Genomic DNA, 15,151 nt, shown 5'->3' on the forward strand with positions numbered 1-15,151 from the left:
GAAGAAGCCCCGGCTCTCGCGAATTCGCGATGACCGGGGCTTTCTTCGTGCTGGGGTACCTGGACTCGAACCAAGAACAACGGAACCAGAAACCGCCGTGTTGCCAATTACACCATACCCCAAGGCGGTGAGCCGTAACTCGTGCCGAGGATCAAGCTTACGTGACGAGCGCTCCAGTGCCAAACCGGCGCCCGTCGACGCGCGTCCCGGGCGTTTCTCCGAGCCTCCCGCTCTCCCGTGGAGGCAGGCCGTCCCGGTTCCGCGCAGATACGCGCGATCCTCGCCTCCTCCGACGGGGAGTGTGCGAGGATCGCGACGTTCGGCGAGGGACGGAGGGCTCAGCCCAGGTGCTGCACGAGCGCGTCCAGGCGGCGCAGCGTCTCGGTCTTGCCGAGCAGCTCCATCGACTCGAACAGCGGCGGAGACACGCGCCGCCCGGTCAGCGCGACACGCGGGGGACCGTAGGCCACGCGGGGCTTCAGGCCCAGCTCGTCGACCAGGGCGGTCGACAGCGCCTGCTGCACGCCCGCGGCGGTGAAGTCGTCGACGCCCTCGAGCGCCCGCGTCGACGCCGTGAGCACCTCGGCCGCGTTGGCGGGGAGCCCCTTGAGCGCGTCCTCGGCGTAGGTCACGTCGGAGACGAACAGGAAGCCCAGCATCCCCGGAACCTCGCCGAGCAGCTGCACGCGCTCCTGGACGAGCGGCGCGGCCTCGGCGATGATCGCGCGGTGCTCCGCCCTCGGCTCCTCGTCGATGAGCCCTGCACCGGCGAGGTACGGCACGATGCGCGCGGCGAAGTCATCGGCATCCAGCATCCGGATGTGGTCGCCGTTGATCGCCTCGGCCTTCTTCTGGTCGAAGCGCGCGGGGTTCGGGTTGACGTCGGCGATGTCGAACGCGGCGATCATCTCCTCGAGAGAGAAGACGTCGCGGTCGCTCGCGAGCGACCAGCCGAGGAGGGAGAGGTAGTTGAGCAGACCCTCGTGGATGAAGCCCTTCTCGCGCTGCAGGAAGAGGTCGGCCTGCGGGTCGCGCTTCGACAGCTTCTTGTTACCGGTCTCGCCCAGTACCAGCGGCATGTGACCGAAGCGCGGGATGAACGTCGTGACCCCGGCATCCACCAGCGCGGAGTACAGCGCGAGCTGGCGCGCCGTCGACGGCATGAGGTCCTCACCGCGGATGACGTGGGTGATGCCCATGAGGGCGTCGTCGACCGGGTTCACGAAGGGGTAGAGGGGCACTCCCCCGGCACGAACGAGCACGAAGTCGGGGAACGACCCGGCCGGGAAGGTGACCTCGCCGCGGATGAGGTCGACGTAGCTCAGATCGTGGTCGGGCACGCGCAGGCGCCATGCGGGCTGACGGCCCTCGGCGCGGAAGGCGGCCTTCTGCTCCTCGGTGAGGTCCCGGTCGAAGTTGTCGTAGCCGAGCTGCTTGGCGCGGCCGTTGGCCTCGTTGCGGGCGTCGATCTCTTCGGCGGTCGAGTAGCTCTCGTACACGGCGCCCGCGGCGACGAGCTTGTCGAGCACCTCGCGGTAGATCTCGTGCCGCTGCGACTGGCGGTAGGGAGCGTGCGGGCCGCCGACCTCGACACCCTCGTCCCAGTCGATGTTCATCCACCGCAGCGCGTCGAGGAGCTGCTGGTAGCTCTCCTCGCTGTCGCGCGCGGCGTCGGTGTCTTCGATGCGGAAGACGAGCTTTCCGCCGTTGTGCCGGGCGTAGGCCCAGTTGAACAGGACGGTGCGGATGAGACCCACGTGCGGCAGACCCGTCGGAGACGGGCAGAAGCGGACGCGAACGTCGGCGCCGGAGGCGGTCGTAGTGCGGGGATCGGGCGTGGCAGACATCCCCTCGATCCTACCGGCGGGCGCTGCCGGGCCGATGGTCGCCCACCACCTCCGCCACGACCTCGAGCGCCGCGCCGACAGCGGGGACGCTCTCCGCGCCGCGGGCTGTGACGACGTGCAGGGTACGCGCTTCGGCGGGCGGGAGGCGCGGCACGGCGATGCCGGCCGGGAGGGGCAGGGATGCCACGGCCATGCGCGGCAGGATCGCCATGCCCACGCCGAGCGCGACGAGGTTCTCGACCGCGATGTAGTTGTCGGTCTCGAAGGCGATGTCGGGGACGAAACCGGCGCGCCCGCACGCCTCGAGCAGGTGGCCGCGGCACTGCGGGCAGCCGGCGATCCACCGCTCCCCCGCGAGTTGGGACAGGTCGATCGGATCGTCGGATGCCGCCGGGTGCTCGGCCGGGACGACCACGACGGTGTCGTCGTCGGCGAGGTGCCGCACCGACAGACCGGCGGCCGCCGAGGTGAGCTGTTCGCGCCGGTCGCCCGGGTAGCTGTAGATGAGGGCGATGTCGGCGCGGTCCTCGCGCACGGCGGCGATCGCCTCGGGAGGTTCAGCCTCGACGAAGCTGATCGAGACACCGGGACGGCGCGCGGTGACGGCGGCGATGACGCGCGGGACCACGGTCGACGACGCCGAGGGGAACGCGGCGATGCGGACGCGTCCCGCGCGCAGTCCCCGCAGTTCGGCGAGGTCGCCCGCGGCGGCGTCGAGGGCGGTGGTCACGGTCGCCGCGTGACGGGCGAGCACCCGGCCCGCCTCGGTCAGGCGGATGCCGCGCCCGACGCGCTCGACGATCGGCAGTCCCGCGCGCTGCTCGAGGCGGCGCACCTGCTGACTGACGGCGGGCTGACTGTACCCGAGGGCGCGGGCCGCACCCGTGATCGACCCGGTGTCGGCGATGGCCTTGACCACGCGCAGTCCGTGGGCGTCGAGGCCGTCTTCTCCCTCGCTCATGCGGATACATAACCAGAGCGGATGCATTCCATGCAACACCTGCTCTAGTGCAATGAGCAACCTCGCGGGAGCCTGGATCCATGAGCAGCCTCGCTTCGCACTTCGCCGGCGGCCGTGACTACCTCGCCGCCTGCACCCTCGGTCTGCCGTCGCGCGACACGGTGCGCGCCGTCCGCGCCGACCTGGACGCCGCGGCATCCGGTCGTCCCGATGTCGTCGCGGCGTCGCAGGCCGTCGAGAAGGCCCGCGCCGCGTACGCGCGGCTAGTCAGCTCCCCGGTCGGCGACGTCGCGATCGGGTCGCAGACCTCGGTGCAGGTCGCGCTCATCGCCGCCTCGGTCCCCGACGGCGCGGAGGTGCTGTGCGCCGAGAGCGACTTCTCCTCCCTCGTCGCGCCCTTCGCGCGCGCGGGTCGCGGCATCCGCCTGCGTACCGCGCCCCTCGACGACCTCGCCGCCGCGATCACGCCCGGCACGTGGCTCGTCGCGTTCTCGCTCGTGCAGTCCGCGACCGGGGAGGTGGCGGATGCCGCGCGCATCGCCGCCGCCGCGGCGCGCGCGGGCACCCGCACGCTGTGCGACCTGACCCAGGCGGCGGGGTGGCTGCCGGTGGACGCGACGATGTTCGACGCGACCGTGTGCCACGCCTACAAGTGGCTGTGCTGCCCGCGCGGGGTGTCCTTCCTGACCCTCACCCCCGACTTCGCCGACGAGATCCGCCCCGTGCAGGCCGGCTGGTACAGCGGCGACGACCCGTGGTCATCGTGCTACGGCACCGGCGGCGACCTCGCCCCCGACGCGCGCCGCTTCGACGTCTCGCCCGCGTGGCAGGCCTTCGTCGGGGCGGCGCCCGCTCTCGAGATGTTCGCGCGGGCCGACATCACCTCGACCTACGTGCACGCGACGAGCCTCGCCGCGCGGTTCCGCGACGGACTCGGACTGCCCCATCCGTCTCGCCCCTCGGCGATCGTCACGTGGCCGGATGCCACGGGCGAAGCGCTCGCCCAGCTCACCGCGCACGGCATCACGGCGTCCGGGCGCGCGGGTCGGGCGCGCGTGGCGTTCCACGTCTTCAACGACGAACTCGACGTCGACCGGGCGCTGCACGCGCTCGGCGTGCGCGGGGGCGACGACCTGTCGGCCTTCGACGGACTGGTCTACGCGATCTGACTTTCCCGACTCCGCGTGAGAGCCGCTAGTCGCTGACGCCTGCCGTCTGCGCCCGCGCTCAGGGAGGCGATACGGCCCGCCGCGCGTGCGAGCGGGACCCTGCCGATCGCTACGGGAGAGCGGGAGCAACGGAGAAGCGCCGGGCGATGATCGCGGCCCCGCACACGGCGGCGACGGACACCAATGCCCACAGCGCCAGACCCGCATAGCCCGACATCCCGAGGATGATCCCGGCCAGCACCGACCCGACCGCCGCGCACGCGGTCATCAGGGTGTCGCTGCGTCCCTGCCGGCGCGGGCGCAGCGCGAGGGGTGTCGCCTCGGTGAGCAGGGCCGACCCGGCGACGGTCGCCGCGCTCCACCCGAGACCGAGCAGCACGAGCGCCACGAGGACGCCGATCTGCGCGTCGGCGAACACGGCGGCCGTGACGAGGGAGGCCGCCAGCAGCGCCTGGCCCAGCAGGATGACGGGGATGCGCCCCCAGCGATCGGCGAGCACGCCGAACAGCGGCGACAGCCCGTACATCCCGAACACGTGCAGCGCGATCGTGACCCCGACGGCCAGGGTCACGGCATCCGGAGCGACGATGTGCGACAGGTGCACCGGGGTCATCGCCATGACCGACGCCATGGTCACGTGGGAGGCGGCCACCGCGAGCATCGCGAATCGCGCGAGCGCGGGACGGTCGGGCTGCGGCGCGACGGGGGCGGATGCCGCGCTCTCGCGGTCGAGACGCTGGGCCAGCAGCAGCGGGTCGGGTCGCAGGACGAGCGCATAGAGCGCGAACGCCACGGCTTGAGCCGCGAAGGAGAACAGGTAGGCACCGGTCAGCCGCGGCATGCCGATGCTCGCTCCGAGCAGTTCTCCGGGGGCGAGCAGCAGGGGCCCGACCACCCCGCCGACCGTGGTCGCCCACACGACGGTCGCGAGGTCGCGTCCGCGCCGTGTCGCGTGGGCGAGGTCGGTCGCGGCGAAACGGGATTGAAGGGTTCCCGCGTTGCCGGCGCCGATGAGGGCGATCCCCACGAGTAGGAGCGGGAACGCGCGCGTCGCCGCGGCCGTGATGACGACCGCGATGCCGGCGAGGGCGGCGAGGTTGCCCGTCGTGAGGGCGAATCGCCGACCGCGGCGGCCGGCCAGTCGCGCGAGAGGGATCGCTGTCAGCGCCGCTCCGAGCGTGACCGACGCGGTGGCGAAGCCCGACAGCGCCTCCTGCCCCGAGAGGTCGGCCGCCAGCAGGGCGCCGAGCGACAGCGTCGCCCCGAACGCGACGCCGGAGAGCACCTGCCCCGCGGCGAGCACGCGCACGGTGCGCCGCTGCGTCGCGACGAGATCGACGCTCGCCGGCGCGGCGATCTCAGGCATCGCGCGCGGTGTTGCGCAGCACCCCGATGCCGTCGATCTCGACCTCGACCACATCGCCCGCGGAGAACGAGCCGATGCCCGCCGGCGTGCCGGTGAGGATCAGATCGCCGGGCAGCAGCGTGAAGACCGCGCTGGCGTAGGCGACGAGCGTGGGGATGTCGTGGATCATGTCCGACACCGGACCGTCCTGCCGGACCTCGCCGTTGACGCGGGTCACGATGCGGGCGGATGCCACGTCGAGGTCGGTCTCGATCACCGGCCCGACGGGGCAGAACGTGTCGAACCCCTTGGCGCGCGACCACTGTCCGTCGGTGCGCTGGAGGTCGCGCGCGGTGACGTCGTTCGCGACGGTGTACCCGAAGATGTATTCCCCCGCGCGCTCGGCGGGGACGTTCTTCGCGATGCGCCCGATCACCACGGCGAGCTCGCCCTCGTAGTCGGTCTGCGAGCTCAGACGCGTGGGGCGGACGATGACGTCGTTCGGACCGATGACCGAGGTGTTGGGCTTGAGGAACATCAGCGGCTCCTCGGGAGCCTCGCCGCCCATCTCGGCCGCGTGGTCGTGGTAGTTCTTGCCGATGCAGACGACCTTGGAGCGCGGGATGACCGGCGCGAGAAGGGCCGCGTCGGCGAGGGGGATGCGCTCACCGGTCGTGTCGAACCCGGCGAACATGGGGTCGCCCTCGAGAACGACGAGGTGGTCGTCGTCGACGATGCCGTAACGAAGGGCGTCCTGGTGGCTGAATCGAGCGATCTTCACCGGGCCAGCCTATCCGCGGGGTGCGACGCAGCGACGGCACCGCCCAGACCCCCGCCGATAAACGCCGTCCATGGTGAGAAACGCGGTCTCACGGCGTTTCTCACCCGGGACAGCGTTTATCGCCCCCTGCTGGCGGCACGCGCGGGAGGCGACCGTCGCCGCCACGACGCACCCGCGAACCACGAAGGGGCCCCCGGCATCCGGGAGCCCCTCCTGTCGCGACGCGGGTCAGGCGTCGAGGCGGTACAGCCAACCGTGCTTGTCTTCGGCGCGACCGTACTGGATGTTCGTGAGCTCCTCGCGCAGTTCGAGCGCGAGGGTGCCCGAGGGCTGCTCGTCGATGAAGTCGCGCCCCTTGAGCGTGCCGATCGGGGTGACGACGGCCGCCGTGCCGCACGCGAAGACCTCGACGATGTCTCCGGATGCCACTCCCTCGCGCCACTCGGTCAGCGAGACGTTGCGCCCCTCGACGTGGTGGCCGCGGTCACGGGCGAGCTGCAGCAGGGAGTCGCGCGTGATGCCCTCGAGGATGGAGTCGGACTGCGGGGTGACGATGGTGCCGTCCTTGTAGACGAACACGACGTTCATGCCGCCGAGTTCCTCGACGTTGCGGTCCTGGTCGAGGAACACGACCTGGTCGCACTCGTTCTCGTACGCCTCGGACTGGGGCAGCAGGCTTGCGGCGTAGTTGCCGCCGGTCTTCGCCGCACCCGTGCCGCCCTTGCCGGCGCGCGAGTAGTCCTCGCTGAGCCAGATCGAGACCGGCTGCACGCCGCCCTTGAAGTAGGCGCCGGCGGGGCTGGCGATGAGGTAGTAGGCGACCTTGTGGGCCGGGCGGACCCCGAGGAAGGCCTCTTTCGCGAACATGAAGGGACGCAGGTAGAGGCTCTGGTCTTCGCCCGAGGGCACCCAGGCGCCGTCGACGGCGATGAGTTCTTTCAGCGACTGCAGGAAGTAGGGAACCGGCAGTTCGGGCAGCGCGAGACGGCGGGCGGAGCGCTGCAGACGGCGGCCGTTCTGGTCGGGTCGGAAGGTGTGCACCGAACCGTCGGCGTGGCGGTAGGCCTTGATGCCCTCGAAGATCTCCTGCCCGTAGTGCAGGACGGCCGCGGCCGGGTCGAGCGAGATCGGGCCGTACGGCGAGACACGCGGACGGTGCCAGCCGCCGCGGACCGACCAGCAGATGTCGACCATGTGGTCGGTGAAGCTCTGCCCGAAGCCGGGGCTGGCGAGGACGGCGTCGCGCTCGGCGGCGCTCTTGGCCGCGAGGTTGCGGGTGACGGCGAACTCGAGTGGGTCGAGTCCGGTGTCGGGGTCGGTGTCGATCGTGGTCATCTGTGATCCAAAACTCTTCGTGTGCCGGGGGCGGTACGGGCCGATCGGTCCAGGTTACGCCTGGACCCGTGCGGCGATCGCGTCGCCGATCTGAGCGGTCGTGCGCGAGCCCTCACGCGTCGCGATGTCGTCTTCGACCGCGCGGGTGACGCGGGCGGATTCGTCGGCGAGCCCGAGGTGGTCGAGCAGGAGGGCGACGGAGAGGATCGCGGCCGTGGGGTCGGCCTTCTGGCTTCCCGCGATGTCGGGCGCCGAACCGTGCACGGGCTCGAACATCGAGGGGAACGCGCCGTCGGGGTTGATGTTGCCCGAAGCGGCGAGGCCGATGCCACCGGTGACGGCGCCGGCCAGGTCGGTCAGGATGTCGCCGAAGAGGTTGTCGGTGACGATCACGTCGAAGCGACCCGGGTTCGTGACCAGGAAGATGGTTGCCGCGTCGACGTGCAGATAGTCTACGGCGACGCCGGGGAACTCCCCCGCCACCGCGTCGACGATGCGCTTCCACATGCCGCCGGCGTGCACGAGCACGTTGGTCTTGTGCACGAGCGTGAGCTTCTGGCGGCGCCGCGCGGCCAGGGCGAAGGCGTAGCGCACGACGCGCTCGACGCCGTAGGCCGTGTTGACCGAGGTCTCGTTGGCGACCTCGTGCGCGGTGCCGCGGCGGATCGAGCCGCCGTTGCCGACGTAGGGGCCTTCGGTACCCTCGCGTACCACGACGAAGTCGATCTCGCCGGGGTCGGCCAGCGGTCCGGTCGATCCCGGGTACAGCTTCGACGGGCGCAGGTTGACGTAGTGGTCGAGCTCGAAGCGGAGCTTCAGGAGCAGCCCGCGCTCGATGTTCGCGTTCGCGAGCCGCGGGTCGCCGGGCACTCCCCCGACCGCTCCGAGCAGGATCGCGTCGTGGGAGGCGATCGCCGAGAGATCGTCGTCGGTGAGGGTGTCTCCGGTCTCGAGGTAGCGTCCCGCACCGAGTGAGAAGGGCGTCTTCTCGAACGTGACATCCGACGCGGCGGTGACGGCGTCGAGCACCTTCACGGCCTCGGTGACGACCTCGGGACCGATGCCGTCACCGGGGATGACGGCCAACTTCACGACACGCGACATCGCTCTCCTCAGAGCTCGGGGCGCGTCACTGCTTCGACGCGCCGCGGGATCCTCCCAGGGTAGTGGCAGCGATCACCGCGGCCACGACGATCAGGCCGGCACCGATGAGCGCCGTGATGACGACACCCGAGTCGAAGGCGTGCGCCGCGGCCGTGCGCAGCGCCTCGGCCAGCGCGGGATCGTCGAGCGTCTGCGACACCGCGACGGCGCCGGCGAGGGTTTCGCGCGCCCCCTGCGCCGCGGCATCCGGAAGTCCGGCCGGCAGCACCAGCTGCGCACGGTAGAACGCGGCCAGGATGCCACCCAGCACGGCCGTTCCGAGCACGGCTCCGACCTCGTACGCGGTCTCGGACACAGCGCTCGCGGCCCCCGCCTTGGCCGAGGGAGCGCTCGAGAGGATCAGCTCGTTCGACACCGTCTCGGCCGCGCCGATGCCGATGCCGAGCAGACCGAAGGCGACGATGAGCTGGACGAGGTCGGCGGTCGAGAACGCGACCATGACGTAGGCGACGACCGAGAACGTGAGGGCGATGGGCACGACGACGCGGGGAGCGAGGCGCTTCGCGACCGGAACGACCGCGAGTCCCGAGACGATCATGAGCACGAGCCCCGGCAGCAGGGCGAAGCCGGCCACCATCGGCGACAGACCCACCACGAGCTGGAGGTGCTGCGCGACGAAGTAGAGGAAGCCGACGAGTCCGACCACGCTGAGGAGGTTGACCAGGATCGCGCCCGAGAAGGTGCCCCTGCGGAACAGCGACATGTCGAGCATGGGGGTCGGCAGCGCCCGCTGCCGGCGGACGAAGAGCCAGCCGAAGACCACGCCGACGACGAACAGGACCGGCGCGAGCGACAGCGGGCCGTCGACGGCGAGCTTCTTGATGCCGTAGACGATCGGCACCATCGTCGCGAGCGACAGCAGCACGCTCACCGGGTCGAACCGGCCCGGGTGCGGGTCGCGACTCTCGGGGACGAAGAACGGCGCGAGGATCAGCAGGGGGACGAGCACGGGCACGGCCATGAGGAAGACGGAGCCCCACGTGAAGTGCTCGAGCAGGAAGCCCCCGACGATCGGACCGAGAGCGGCGCCAGCGGAGAAGCCCGACGCCCAGATGGCGATGGCGAATCGACGCTGGTCGCGGTCGCGGAAGATGCTGCGCAGCAGCGACAGCGTCGAGGGCATGAGCATCGCCCCGAACACACCCATGAGCGCGCGGCCCGCGATGAGCAGCGCCGCCGTGGGCGCGAACGCGGACAGCGCGGAGACGGCCGCGAAGCCGGTCGCGCCGATCAGCAGGAGGCGACGCCGACCGAAGCGGTCTCCCAGGGTGCCCATGGTCACCAGCAGACCCGCCAGGACGAGCGGGTAGACGTCGATGATCCAGAGCTGCTCGATGCTCGACGGCTGCAGGGACAGCGCGATCTCGGGCAGAGCGAAGCTCAGCACGGTGTTGTCGACCGAGACCAGCAGCACCGGCAGCATGAGCACCGCCAGCGCGAACCATCCGCGCCATCCGGCGCGGGTCACGGTGATCTCCGAGGTGGGCATCGACGAGGTGAGCATTCTTCTGAATCCGTTTCTAAACCGTCCAGCCGGTATAGTAACAGAGGTCGATCACCGCCCGCCAGTACGATCGAGGAGACATGAGCCGCCCGCCACTCGCCCGAGAAGCCGTCCTCGACGCGTTCACCCGCATCCTCGTCGACGAGGGGGAACGCGCCGCGACGATGGACGCGACGGCCCGCGGCGCCGGCGTGTCGAAGGGTGGCCTGCTCTATCACTTCAACTCGAAGAGCGCGCTCGAGGCCGCCCTCGTCGAGCGACTCGAACGCCTCGCGCAAGAAGACGTCGACGAGATCGAGAAATCCGCCGAGGGCGTCGTCGCGGCGCACCTGCGCTCGTCGCAGAACACCGGTTCACCCCTCGACGTGACCATCCTGGCGGTCTCCCGGCTCGCCCAGAACGGCAACGACGCGGCATCCGCGTCCCTCCGCCGCGTGCGGGAACTGTGGGAGGAGAGCCTGCGCGCGCACACGCGCGACGAGACGGCCCTGCAGATGGTGCTGCTCGTCAGCGACGGGCTCTACTTCAACGCCGTGCTCGATCTCAACGCGGTTCCGGGTCCCGCCATCGAGGGTCCCGCGCTCGACCGGCTCATCGACGCGGTCGTCGCCGCCACCACCTGAGGTCGCCGCGCGCCCCGCGGGCGCGGCGCGCGGACGACCTCGTCCCGGCCACCATCAGGGAGCCGCCCACGAGCTCGGCCGCACCCCATCCGTGGCCGCCGATCAGGTCGGCGAGACCGAGGACGGCGAAGCCCACGCCGAGCACGGCCAGGAAGACGTCGAGACGGCTCATTCCGCCAGGATCGTCCCGGCACGCACGTCCGGCCACGGTCCACCGCCGCGTCTCACCCCGGCACCGGGAACCTCTCACCCCCGCCGGCGATGCCTGCACCGGGCCCGCGGCGACGTGACGACGAAGGGGGCCGCCGCAGCGACCCCCTCCCCCGTGACGCGTCCGGGACTCAGCCCTCGACGATCTCGATCTGCCGGAACAGGTCGGCGCCGACGGCCTCGCGCATCGCGCCGAGGATCTCGTCGGGAACCGGCGAGTCGACCGTGAGCACCGAGAGGGCGCGGCCCGTGGCATCCTGGGCCGCCACCTGAAGACCGGCGATGTTGATGCCGGCCTCGCCGAGCTTCTGGCCGTAGATCGCGACGATGCCGGGGCGGTCGGCGTAGCGCATGACGATGTGGTGCTGCTCGATCGGCACCTCGATGTCGTACCCGTTGATCGCGACGACCTTGGGAACCATGCGGGTTCCGGCGAGCGTGCCCGCGACCGTCAGGGTGGAGCCGTCGGCGAGCGTTCCGCGCAGGATCGTGATGTTGCGGTACAGCGGGCTCTCGGCCTCGACGACGAGGCGCGCCTCGACCCCGCGCTGCTCGGCGAAGAGCGGGGCGTTGACGTACGAGACGCTCTCGCTGACGATGCGGCTGAAGTACCCCTTGAGCGCGGCGAGGCGGTAGACGCTCACGTCGTACTGCGCGAGCTCTCCGCGCACCTCGATGTCGAGGCTGGTGAGGGCGCTGTCGGCGAGACCGCTGAAGAACTGGCCGAGCATCTCGACGAGGGCGATACCGGGGCGCACGAACGGGTCGATCGCGCCGCCCGCGACGTTCACGGCATCCGGGACGAGGTCGCCCTCGAGAGCGAGCTTGACGCTGCGCGCGACCGAGACGCCGGCCTTCTCCTGCGCCTCTTCGGTGCTGGCCCCGAGGTGCGGGGTGACGACGACGTTCGGGAGGTCGAGGAGCTTGCGCGCGGGGCCGCCCTCGGCGGGCGGCTCGGTCGAGAACACGTCGAGACCGGCTCCGGCGATCTCGCCGGTCGTGAGGGCCTCGAAGAGCGCCTCCTCGTCGATGAGCCCACCGCGGGCCACGTTGACGACGTACGCGCTTTTCTTCATGCGGCGCAGCTGCTCGGCGCCGATCATGCCGGTCGTCTCGGGCGTCTTCGGCATGTGGATCGTGACGAAGTCGCTCTGCTCCAGCAGTTCGTCGAGCGAGACGAGCTGCACGCCGAGCTGCTGGGCGCGCGCGGCCGTGACGTAGGGGTCGTACGCGATGACGCGCATGTCGAAGCCCTGCAGGCGGGCGGCGATGAGTGCGCCGATGCGGCCGAGGCCGATGATGCCGATCGTCTTCTCGAACAGTTCGGTGCCGGTGAACGAGCTGCGCTTCCACAGGCCCTGCGCGAGCGAGGCGTGGGCGGCCGGGATGCGGCGCGCCAGGCTGAGCACGTGACCGACGGTGAGCTCGGCGGCCGAGATGATGTTGGAGGTCGGGGCGTTGACCACCATCACTCCGGCCGCGGTGGCCGACTTGATGTCGACGTTGTCGAGACCGACGCCCGCGCGGGCGACGACCTTCAGCGACGGGGCCGCGGCGAGGGCCTCGGCGTCGATCTGGGTGGCCGAGCGCACGAGCACCGCGTGCGCGTCGGCCAGGGCCGAGAGCAGCGCGGGGCGGTCGGTCCCGTCGACGTTGCGCACGTCGAAATCGGGGCCGAGCGCGTCGATCGTGGCGGGAGAGAGTTCTTCGGCGATGAGCACGACGGGCTTCGTCACGGATGCGTCCTTCGAAACGGTGCTGGGGACCGGCGCGCACCGCCGCGCACCGCCGGCGCGAACCGGGCGCGCGACCCGTGCGGGCCGTCTGCCAGCCTAGCGCGGCCCCGAATGCCCGCCCGACCGTGTGACGCACGGCGTTCCCCCTCGCCCGGCATGTCTCGTCGCCACGCGTCGCGAGACGGCATCCGCTCGACGACTCGGCAGCAGCGCGCAGCCGAGATGTCAGCCCGATGCAGTCTCGCGGCGACTCCCCCGCCCGCGGACGCCCGACGCCTCCCGGAACGACCCAATCCGGAGCGGGATGCCGAACCTCGAGCGTTCAGCCCCCGTACAGGCCGTACGAGGTCGTGCCGTAGCCGACGATCGCGAGCCAGAACGCGGCCGAGAGCGTGAGTCCCGCGAGCAGCACGATCGCGAGCTCCCCCACGCGGCGGCGCTGGCCGATCGCGAAGGCGATGCCGAAAGCGATGAGGGGGAACACGATCGGCAGGATGTACACGAACCATCCGAGCCCGTTGAGCCCCAGAGGGCCGCCGATCTGTTGGATGAGCAGCGCGACCGCGCTCCACACGACGTACGCGTAGAACAGGCCGAACAGGCCCGAGATCGTGACGAGGAGCCACGTGGGAAGGTGACGGGTACGGGCGGGAGTGCTCATGCGAAGGCTCCCAGTGAGAGGAACGGCCAGGGGACGAGCAGCACGATGCCCACGATGAGCAGCAGGAAACGCTGCCAGGTGCGCCAGCTGCGGGTCAGGGCGAGCACCGCCACGAACCAGACGAGGGGTGCCAGCGCCGCGCCGATCGTCAGGGCGATCACCGTGACCGACGGGATGGGCAGGCCCAGTCCGTTCAGGCGCAGCCCGGCGAGCAGCCACCCGATCGCGAAGAGCAGGAAGGTCGCCGCGACCATGCCGATCCCCACCAGGCCGACGTTGCCGAGGGGCGCCGCGGCCGCGGCATCCGCTTCCGCGTCGTCGACCGGTGCGTCGACGGTCGTTCCATCGACGGCCTTCGCATCGACGACCGGTTCAGCGACCGGGGTCTCCGGATGCCGCGTCACCGGCGCCGCCGCGGAGGGTTCCGGCTGCAGGGGCTCGAGGGGTTCGTCCTCGGCCGGCGTCTCGACACGCCCCGTGCGCCGCGGGGCGTGTGTGTCGCCGACATCGAGCGTGGGATCGTCGTCACCGTCCCAGGACAGGGCGTCGTCATCGCGCGGAGTGCTCACGGGTCCACGGTAGCGGCGCTCCCCCGCGGCCGGGTCGCGCCCCGCCGGTGCGGGGAGGTCATGCGCGTCAGGCCCGCGGCATCCGGATCATCCGCCCCGGAACGGCGAACGCCCCATGGCCGGAACCACGGGGCGTTCGCGGGAGAACTCAGCGCGCGGCCGAGCCCTCGACGTAGTCGCTGTCCTGCTGCTTCCAGGCGAAGAGACCGCGGAGCTCCTTGCCGGTCGCCTCGATGGGGTGACCCTGCTCCTTCTCGCGGAGCTCGAGGAACTCGGGGGCGCCCTTGTCCTGGTCGGCGATGAAGCGCTCGGCGAACGCGCCCGACTGGATGTCGGCGAGAACGGCCTTCATGTTCTCCTTGACGTCGGGCGAGATCACGCGGGGTCCGGAGACGTAGTCGCCGTACTCGGCGGTGTCGGAGATCGACCAGCGCTGCTTGGCGATGCCGCCCTCCCACATGAGGTCGACGATGAGCTTGAGCTCGTGCAGCACCTCGAAGTAAGCGATCTGCGGCTGGTAGCCCGCCTCGGTCAGCGTCTCGAAGCCGTACTGGACGAGGTGGCTCATGCCACCGCAGAGCACGGCCTGCTCGCCGAAGAGGTCGGTCTCGGTCTCTTCGGTGAAGGTCGTCTTGATGACGCCGGCGCGGGTGCCGCCGATGGCCTTGGCGTACGACAGGGCGGTGTCCCAGGCCGAGCCCGAGGCGTCGCGCTCGACGGCGATGATGTCGGGGATGCCGCGGCCGGCGACGTATTCGCGACGCACGGTGTGGCCGGGGGCCTTGGGGGCGACGAGGATGACATCGACGCCCTCGGGGGCGTCGATGTAGCCGAAGCGGATGTTGAAGCCGTGCGCGAAGGCGAGGGTCTTGCCCGCGGTGAGCTTGTCCTTGATCGAGTCGGCGAAGATCGAGCGCTGGTGCTGGTCGGGCGCCAGGATCATGATGACGTCGGCCCATTCAGCCGCGTCGGCGACGTTCTTGACCTCGAAGCCGTCCTCCTGGGCCTTCGCGGTCGACTTCGAGCCGTCCTTGAGGGCGATGACGACCTCGACACCCGAGTCGCGCAGGTTCTGCGCGTGGGCGTGACCCTGCGAGCCGTAGCCGACGATCGCGACCTTCTTGCCCTGGATGATCGAGAGGTCGGCGTCGTCGTCGTAGAAGATCTCTGCCATGAGGATGTTTCTCCTTGTGTGAGGTCCCTGAGCTTGTCGAAGGGACCGGGGGTTGTGGGACGTGTGAAGCGG

Annotated in this window: 14 protein-coding genes and 1 tRNA gene; 2 read left to right on the forward strand and 13 right to left on the reverse strand. The window is 70.8% G+C overall.

What is annotated here, in order from left to right:
* Positions 1-50 precede the first annotated feature (50 nt).
* The 3 genes from AB1K56_RS14505 to AB1K56_RS14515 form a co-directional block, all read right to left on the reverse strand.
* A tRNA-Gln gene (locus AB1K56_RS14505) sits at positions 51-122 on the reverse strand.
* Positions 123-338: 216 nt separating this feature from the next.
* Complete coding sequence (gene gltX, locus AB1K56_RS14510) at positions 339-1,847, reverse strand: glutamate--tRNA ligase (protein ID WP_371206218.1); 1,509 nt, start codon at positions 1,845-1,847, stop codon at positions 339-341.
* A gap of 10 nt (positions 1,848-1,857) precedes the next feature.
* Complete coding sequence (locus AB1K56_RS14515) at positions 1,858-2,808, reverse strand: LysR family transcriptional regulator (RefSeq protein ID WP_371206219.1); 951 nt, start codon at positions 2,806-2,808, stop codon at positions 1,858-1,860.
* Positions 2,809-2,888: 80 nt separating this feature from the next.
* Between AB1K56_RS14515 and AB1K56_RS14520 the strand changes: the two genes are divergently transcribed.
* Positions 2,889-3,977 carry an aminotransferase class V-fold PLP-dependent enzyme gene (locus AB1K56_RS14520; protein ID WP_371206220.1) on the forward strand — a complete coding sequence of 363 codons (1,089 nt, stop codon included), beginning with the start codon at positions 2,889-2,891 and terminating at the stop codon, positions 3,975-3,977.
* Positions 3,978-4,086: 109 nt separating this feature from the next.
* Here AB1K56_RS14520 and AB1K56_RS14525 read toward each other — a convergent pair whose 3' ends face one another.
* The 5 genes from AB1K56_RS14525 to AB1K56_RS14545 all read right to left on the reverse strand — a co-directional run bounded on the left by AB1K56_RS14525 (position 4,087) and on the right by AB1K56_RS14545 (position 10,091).
* A complete protein-coding gene (locus AB1K56_RS14525) occupies positions 4,087-5,343 on the reverse strand; it encodes an MFS transporter (protein ID WP_371206221.1) in 1,257 nt (418 codons plus the stop codon).
* Positions 5,336-6,103 carry a fumarylacetoacetate hydrolase family protein gene (locus AB1K56_RS14530; RefSeq protein WP_371206222.1) on the reverse strand — a complete coding sequence of 256 codons (768 nt, stop codon included), beginning with the start codon at positions 6,101-6,103 and terminating at the stop codon, positions 5,336-5,338. The genes AB1K56_RS14525 and AB1K56_RS14530 overlap by 8 nt, the downstream gene beginning before the upstream one ends.
* Before the next feature lie 228 nt (positions 6,104-6,331).
* Positions 6,332-7,438: a branched-chain amino acid aminotransferase gene (locus tag AB1K56_RS14535; protein ID WP_371206223.1), complete on the reverse strand. Its 1,107-nt coding sequence runs from the start codon at positions 7,436-7,438 to the stop codon at positions 6,332-6,334.
* A gap of 54 nt (positions 7,439-7,492) precedes the next feature.
* Entirely contained in the window at positions 7,493-8,542 is a 1,050-nt protein-coding gene (locus AB1K56_RS14540) for a 3-isopropylmalate dehydrogenase (RefSeq protein WP_136585407.1), read from the reverse strand.
* A gap of 25 nt (positions 8,543-8,567) precedes the next feature.
* Positions 8,568-10,091, reverse strand: a complete 1,524-nt coding sequence (locus tag AB1K56_RS14545) for an MFS transporter (protein ID WP_371206224.1) — start codon at positions 10,089-10,091, stop codon at positions 8,568-8,570.
* A gap of 95 nt (positions 10,092-10,186) precedes the next feature.
* Here AB1K56_RS14545 and AB1K56_RS14550 point away from each other — a divergent pair, with 95 nt between their 5' ends.
* Entirely contained in the window at positions 10,187-10,729 is a 543-nt protein-coding gene (locus tag AB1K56_RS14550; protein WP_136585405.1) for a TetR/AcrR family transcriptional regulator, read from the forward strand.
* Here AB1K56_RS14550 and AB1K56_RS14555 read toward each other — a convergent pair.
* The 5 genes from AB1K56_RS14555 to ilvC all read right to left on the reverse strand — a co-directional run bounded on the left by AB1K56_RS14555 (position 10,698) and on the right by ilvC (position 15,079).
* The gene (locus tag AB1K56_RS14555; RefSeq protein WP_371206225.1) at positions 10,698-10,901 is read right to left on the reverse strand and encodes a hypothetical protein; all 204 of its coding nucleotides are present in this window, start codon (positions 10,899-10,901) and stop codon (positions 10,698-10,700) included. The genes AB1K56_RS14550 and AB1K56_RS14555 overlap by 32 nt on opposite strands.
* Positions 10,902-11,070: 169 nt before the next feature.
* A complete protein-coding gene (gene serA / locus AB1K56_RS14560) occupies positions 11,071-12,675 on the reverse strand; it encodes a phosphoglycerate dehydrogenase (protein WP_371206226.1) in 1,605 nt (534 codons plus the stop codon).
* A gap of 322 nt (positions 12,676-12,997) precedes the next feature.
* Positions 12,998-13,336 carry a bacitracin resistance protein gene (locus AB1K56_RS14565; RefSeq protein ID WP_371206227.1) on the reverse strand — a complete coding sequence of 113 codons (339 nt, stop codon included), beginning with the start codon at positions 13,334-13,336 and terminating at the stop codon, positions 12,998-13,000.
* Positions 13,333-13,905 (reverse strand): DNA polymerase III subunit gamma/tau, encoded by a 573-nt coding sequence (locus AB1K56_RS14570; protein ID WP_371206228.1) that lies wholly within the window; start codon positions 13,903-13,905, stop codon positions 13,333-13,335. The genes AB1K56_RS14565 and AB1K56_RS14570 overlap by 4 nt, the downstream gene beginning before the upstream one ends.
* A 148-nt stretch (positions 13,906-14,053) precedes the next feature.
* On the reverse strand, positions 14,054-15,079 hold the full coding sequence (gene ilvC / locus AB1K56_RS14575) for a ketol-acid reductoisomerase (RefSeq protein ID WP_371206229.1): 1,026 nt from the start codon (positions 15,077-15,079) through the stop codon (positions 14,054-14,056).
* Between the last annotated feature and the right edge of the window lie 72 nt (positions 15,080-15,151).

Source organism: Microbacterium sp. BWR-S6Y (assembly GCF_041379845.1).
Lineage (GTDB): Bacteria > Actinomycetota > Actinomycetes > Actinomycetales > Microbacteriaceae > Microbacterium > Microbacterium hydrothermale.

Bases quoted from the DNA above. Each gene is read 5' to 3' on its own strand.
- AB1K56_RS14545 (WP_371206224.1), bottom strand. From the start codon at position 10,091: ATGCCCACCTCGGAGATCACCGTGACCCGCGCCGGATGGCGCGGATGG.
- AB1K56_RS14555 (WP_371206225.1), bottom strand. From the start codon at position 10,901: ATGAGCCGTCTCGACGTCTTCCTGGCCGTGCTCGGCGTGGGCTTCGCC.
- AB1K56_RS14565 (WP_371206227.1), bottom strand. From the start codon at position 13,336: ATGAGCACTCCCGCCCGTACCCGTCACCTTCCCACGTGGCTCCTCGTC.
- ilvC (WP_371206229.1), bottom strand. From the start codon at position 15,079: ATGGCAGAGATCTTCTACGACGACGACGCCGACCTCTCGATCATCCAG.
- gltX (WP_371206218.1), bottom strand. From the start codon at position 1,847: ATGTCTGCCACGCCCGATCCCCGCACTACGACCGCCTCCGGCGCCGAC.
- AB1K56_RS14550 (WP_136585405.1), top strand. From the start codon at position 10,187: ATGAGCCGCCCGCCACTCGCCCGAGAAGCCGTCCTCGACGCGTTCACC.
- AB1K56_RS14525 (WP_371206221.1), bottom strand. From the start codon at position 5,343: ATGCCTGAGATCGCCGCGCCGGCGAGCGTCGATCTCGTCGCGACGCAG.
- AB1K56_RS14535 (WP_371206223.1), bottom strand. From the start codon at position 7,438: ATGACCACGATCGACACCGACCCCGACACCGGACTCGACCCACTCGAG.
- AB1K56_RS14520 (WP_371206220.1), top strand. From the start codon at position 2,889: ATGAGCAGCCTCGCTTCGCACTTCGCCGGCGGCCGTGACTACCTCGCC.
- AB1K56_RS14540 (WP_136585407.1), bottom strand. From the start codon at position 8,542: ATGTCGCGTGTCGTGAAGTTGGCCGTCATCCCCGGTGACGGCATCGGT.
- AB1K56_RS14515 (WP_371206219.1), bottom strand. From the start codon at position 2,808: ATGAGCGAGGGAGAAGACGGCCTCGACGCCCACGGACTGCGCGTGGTC.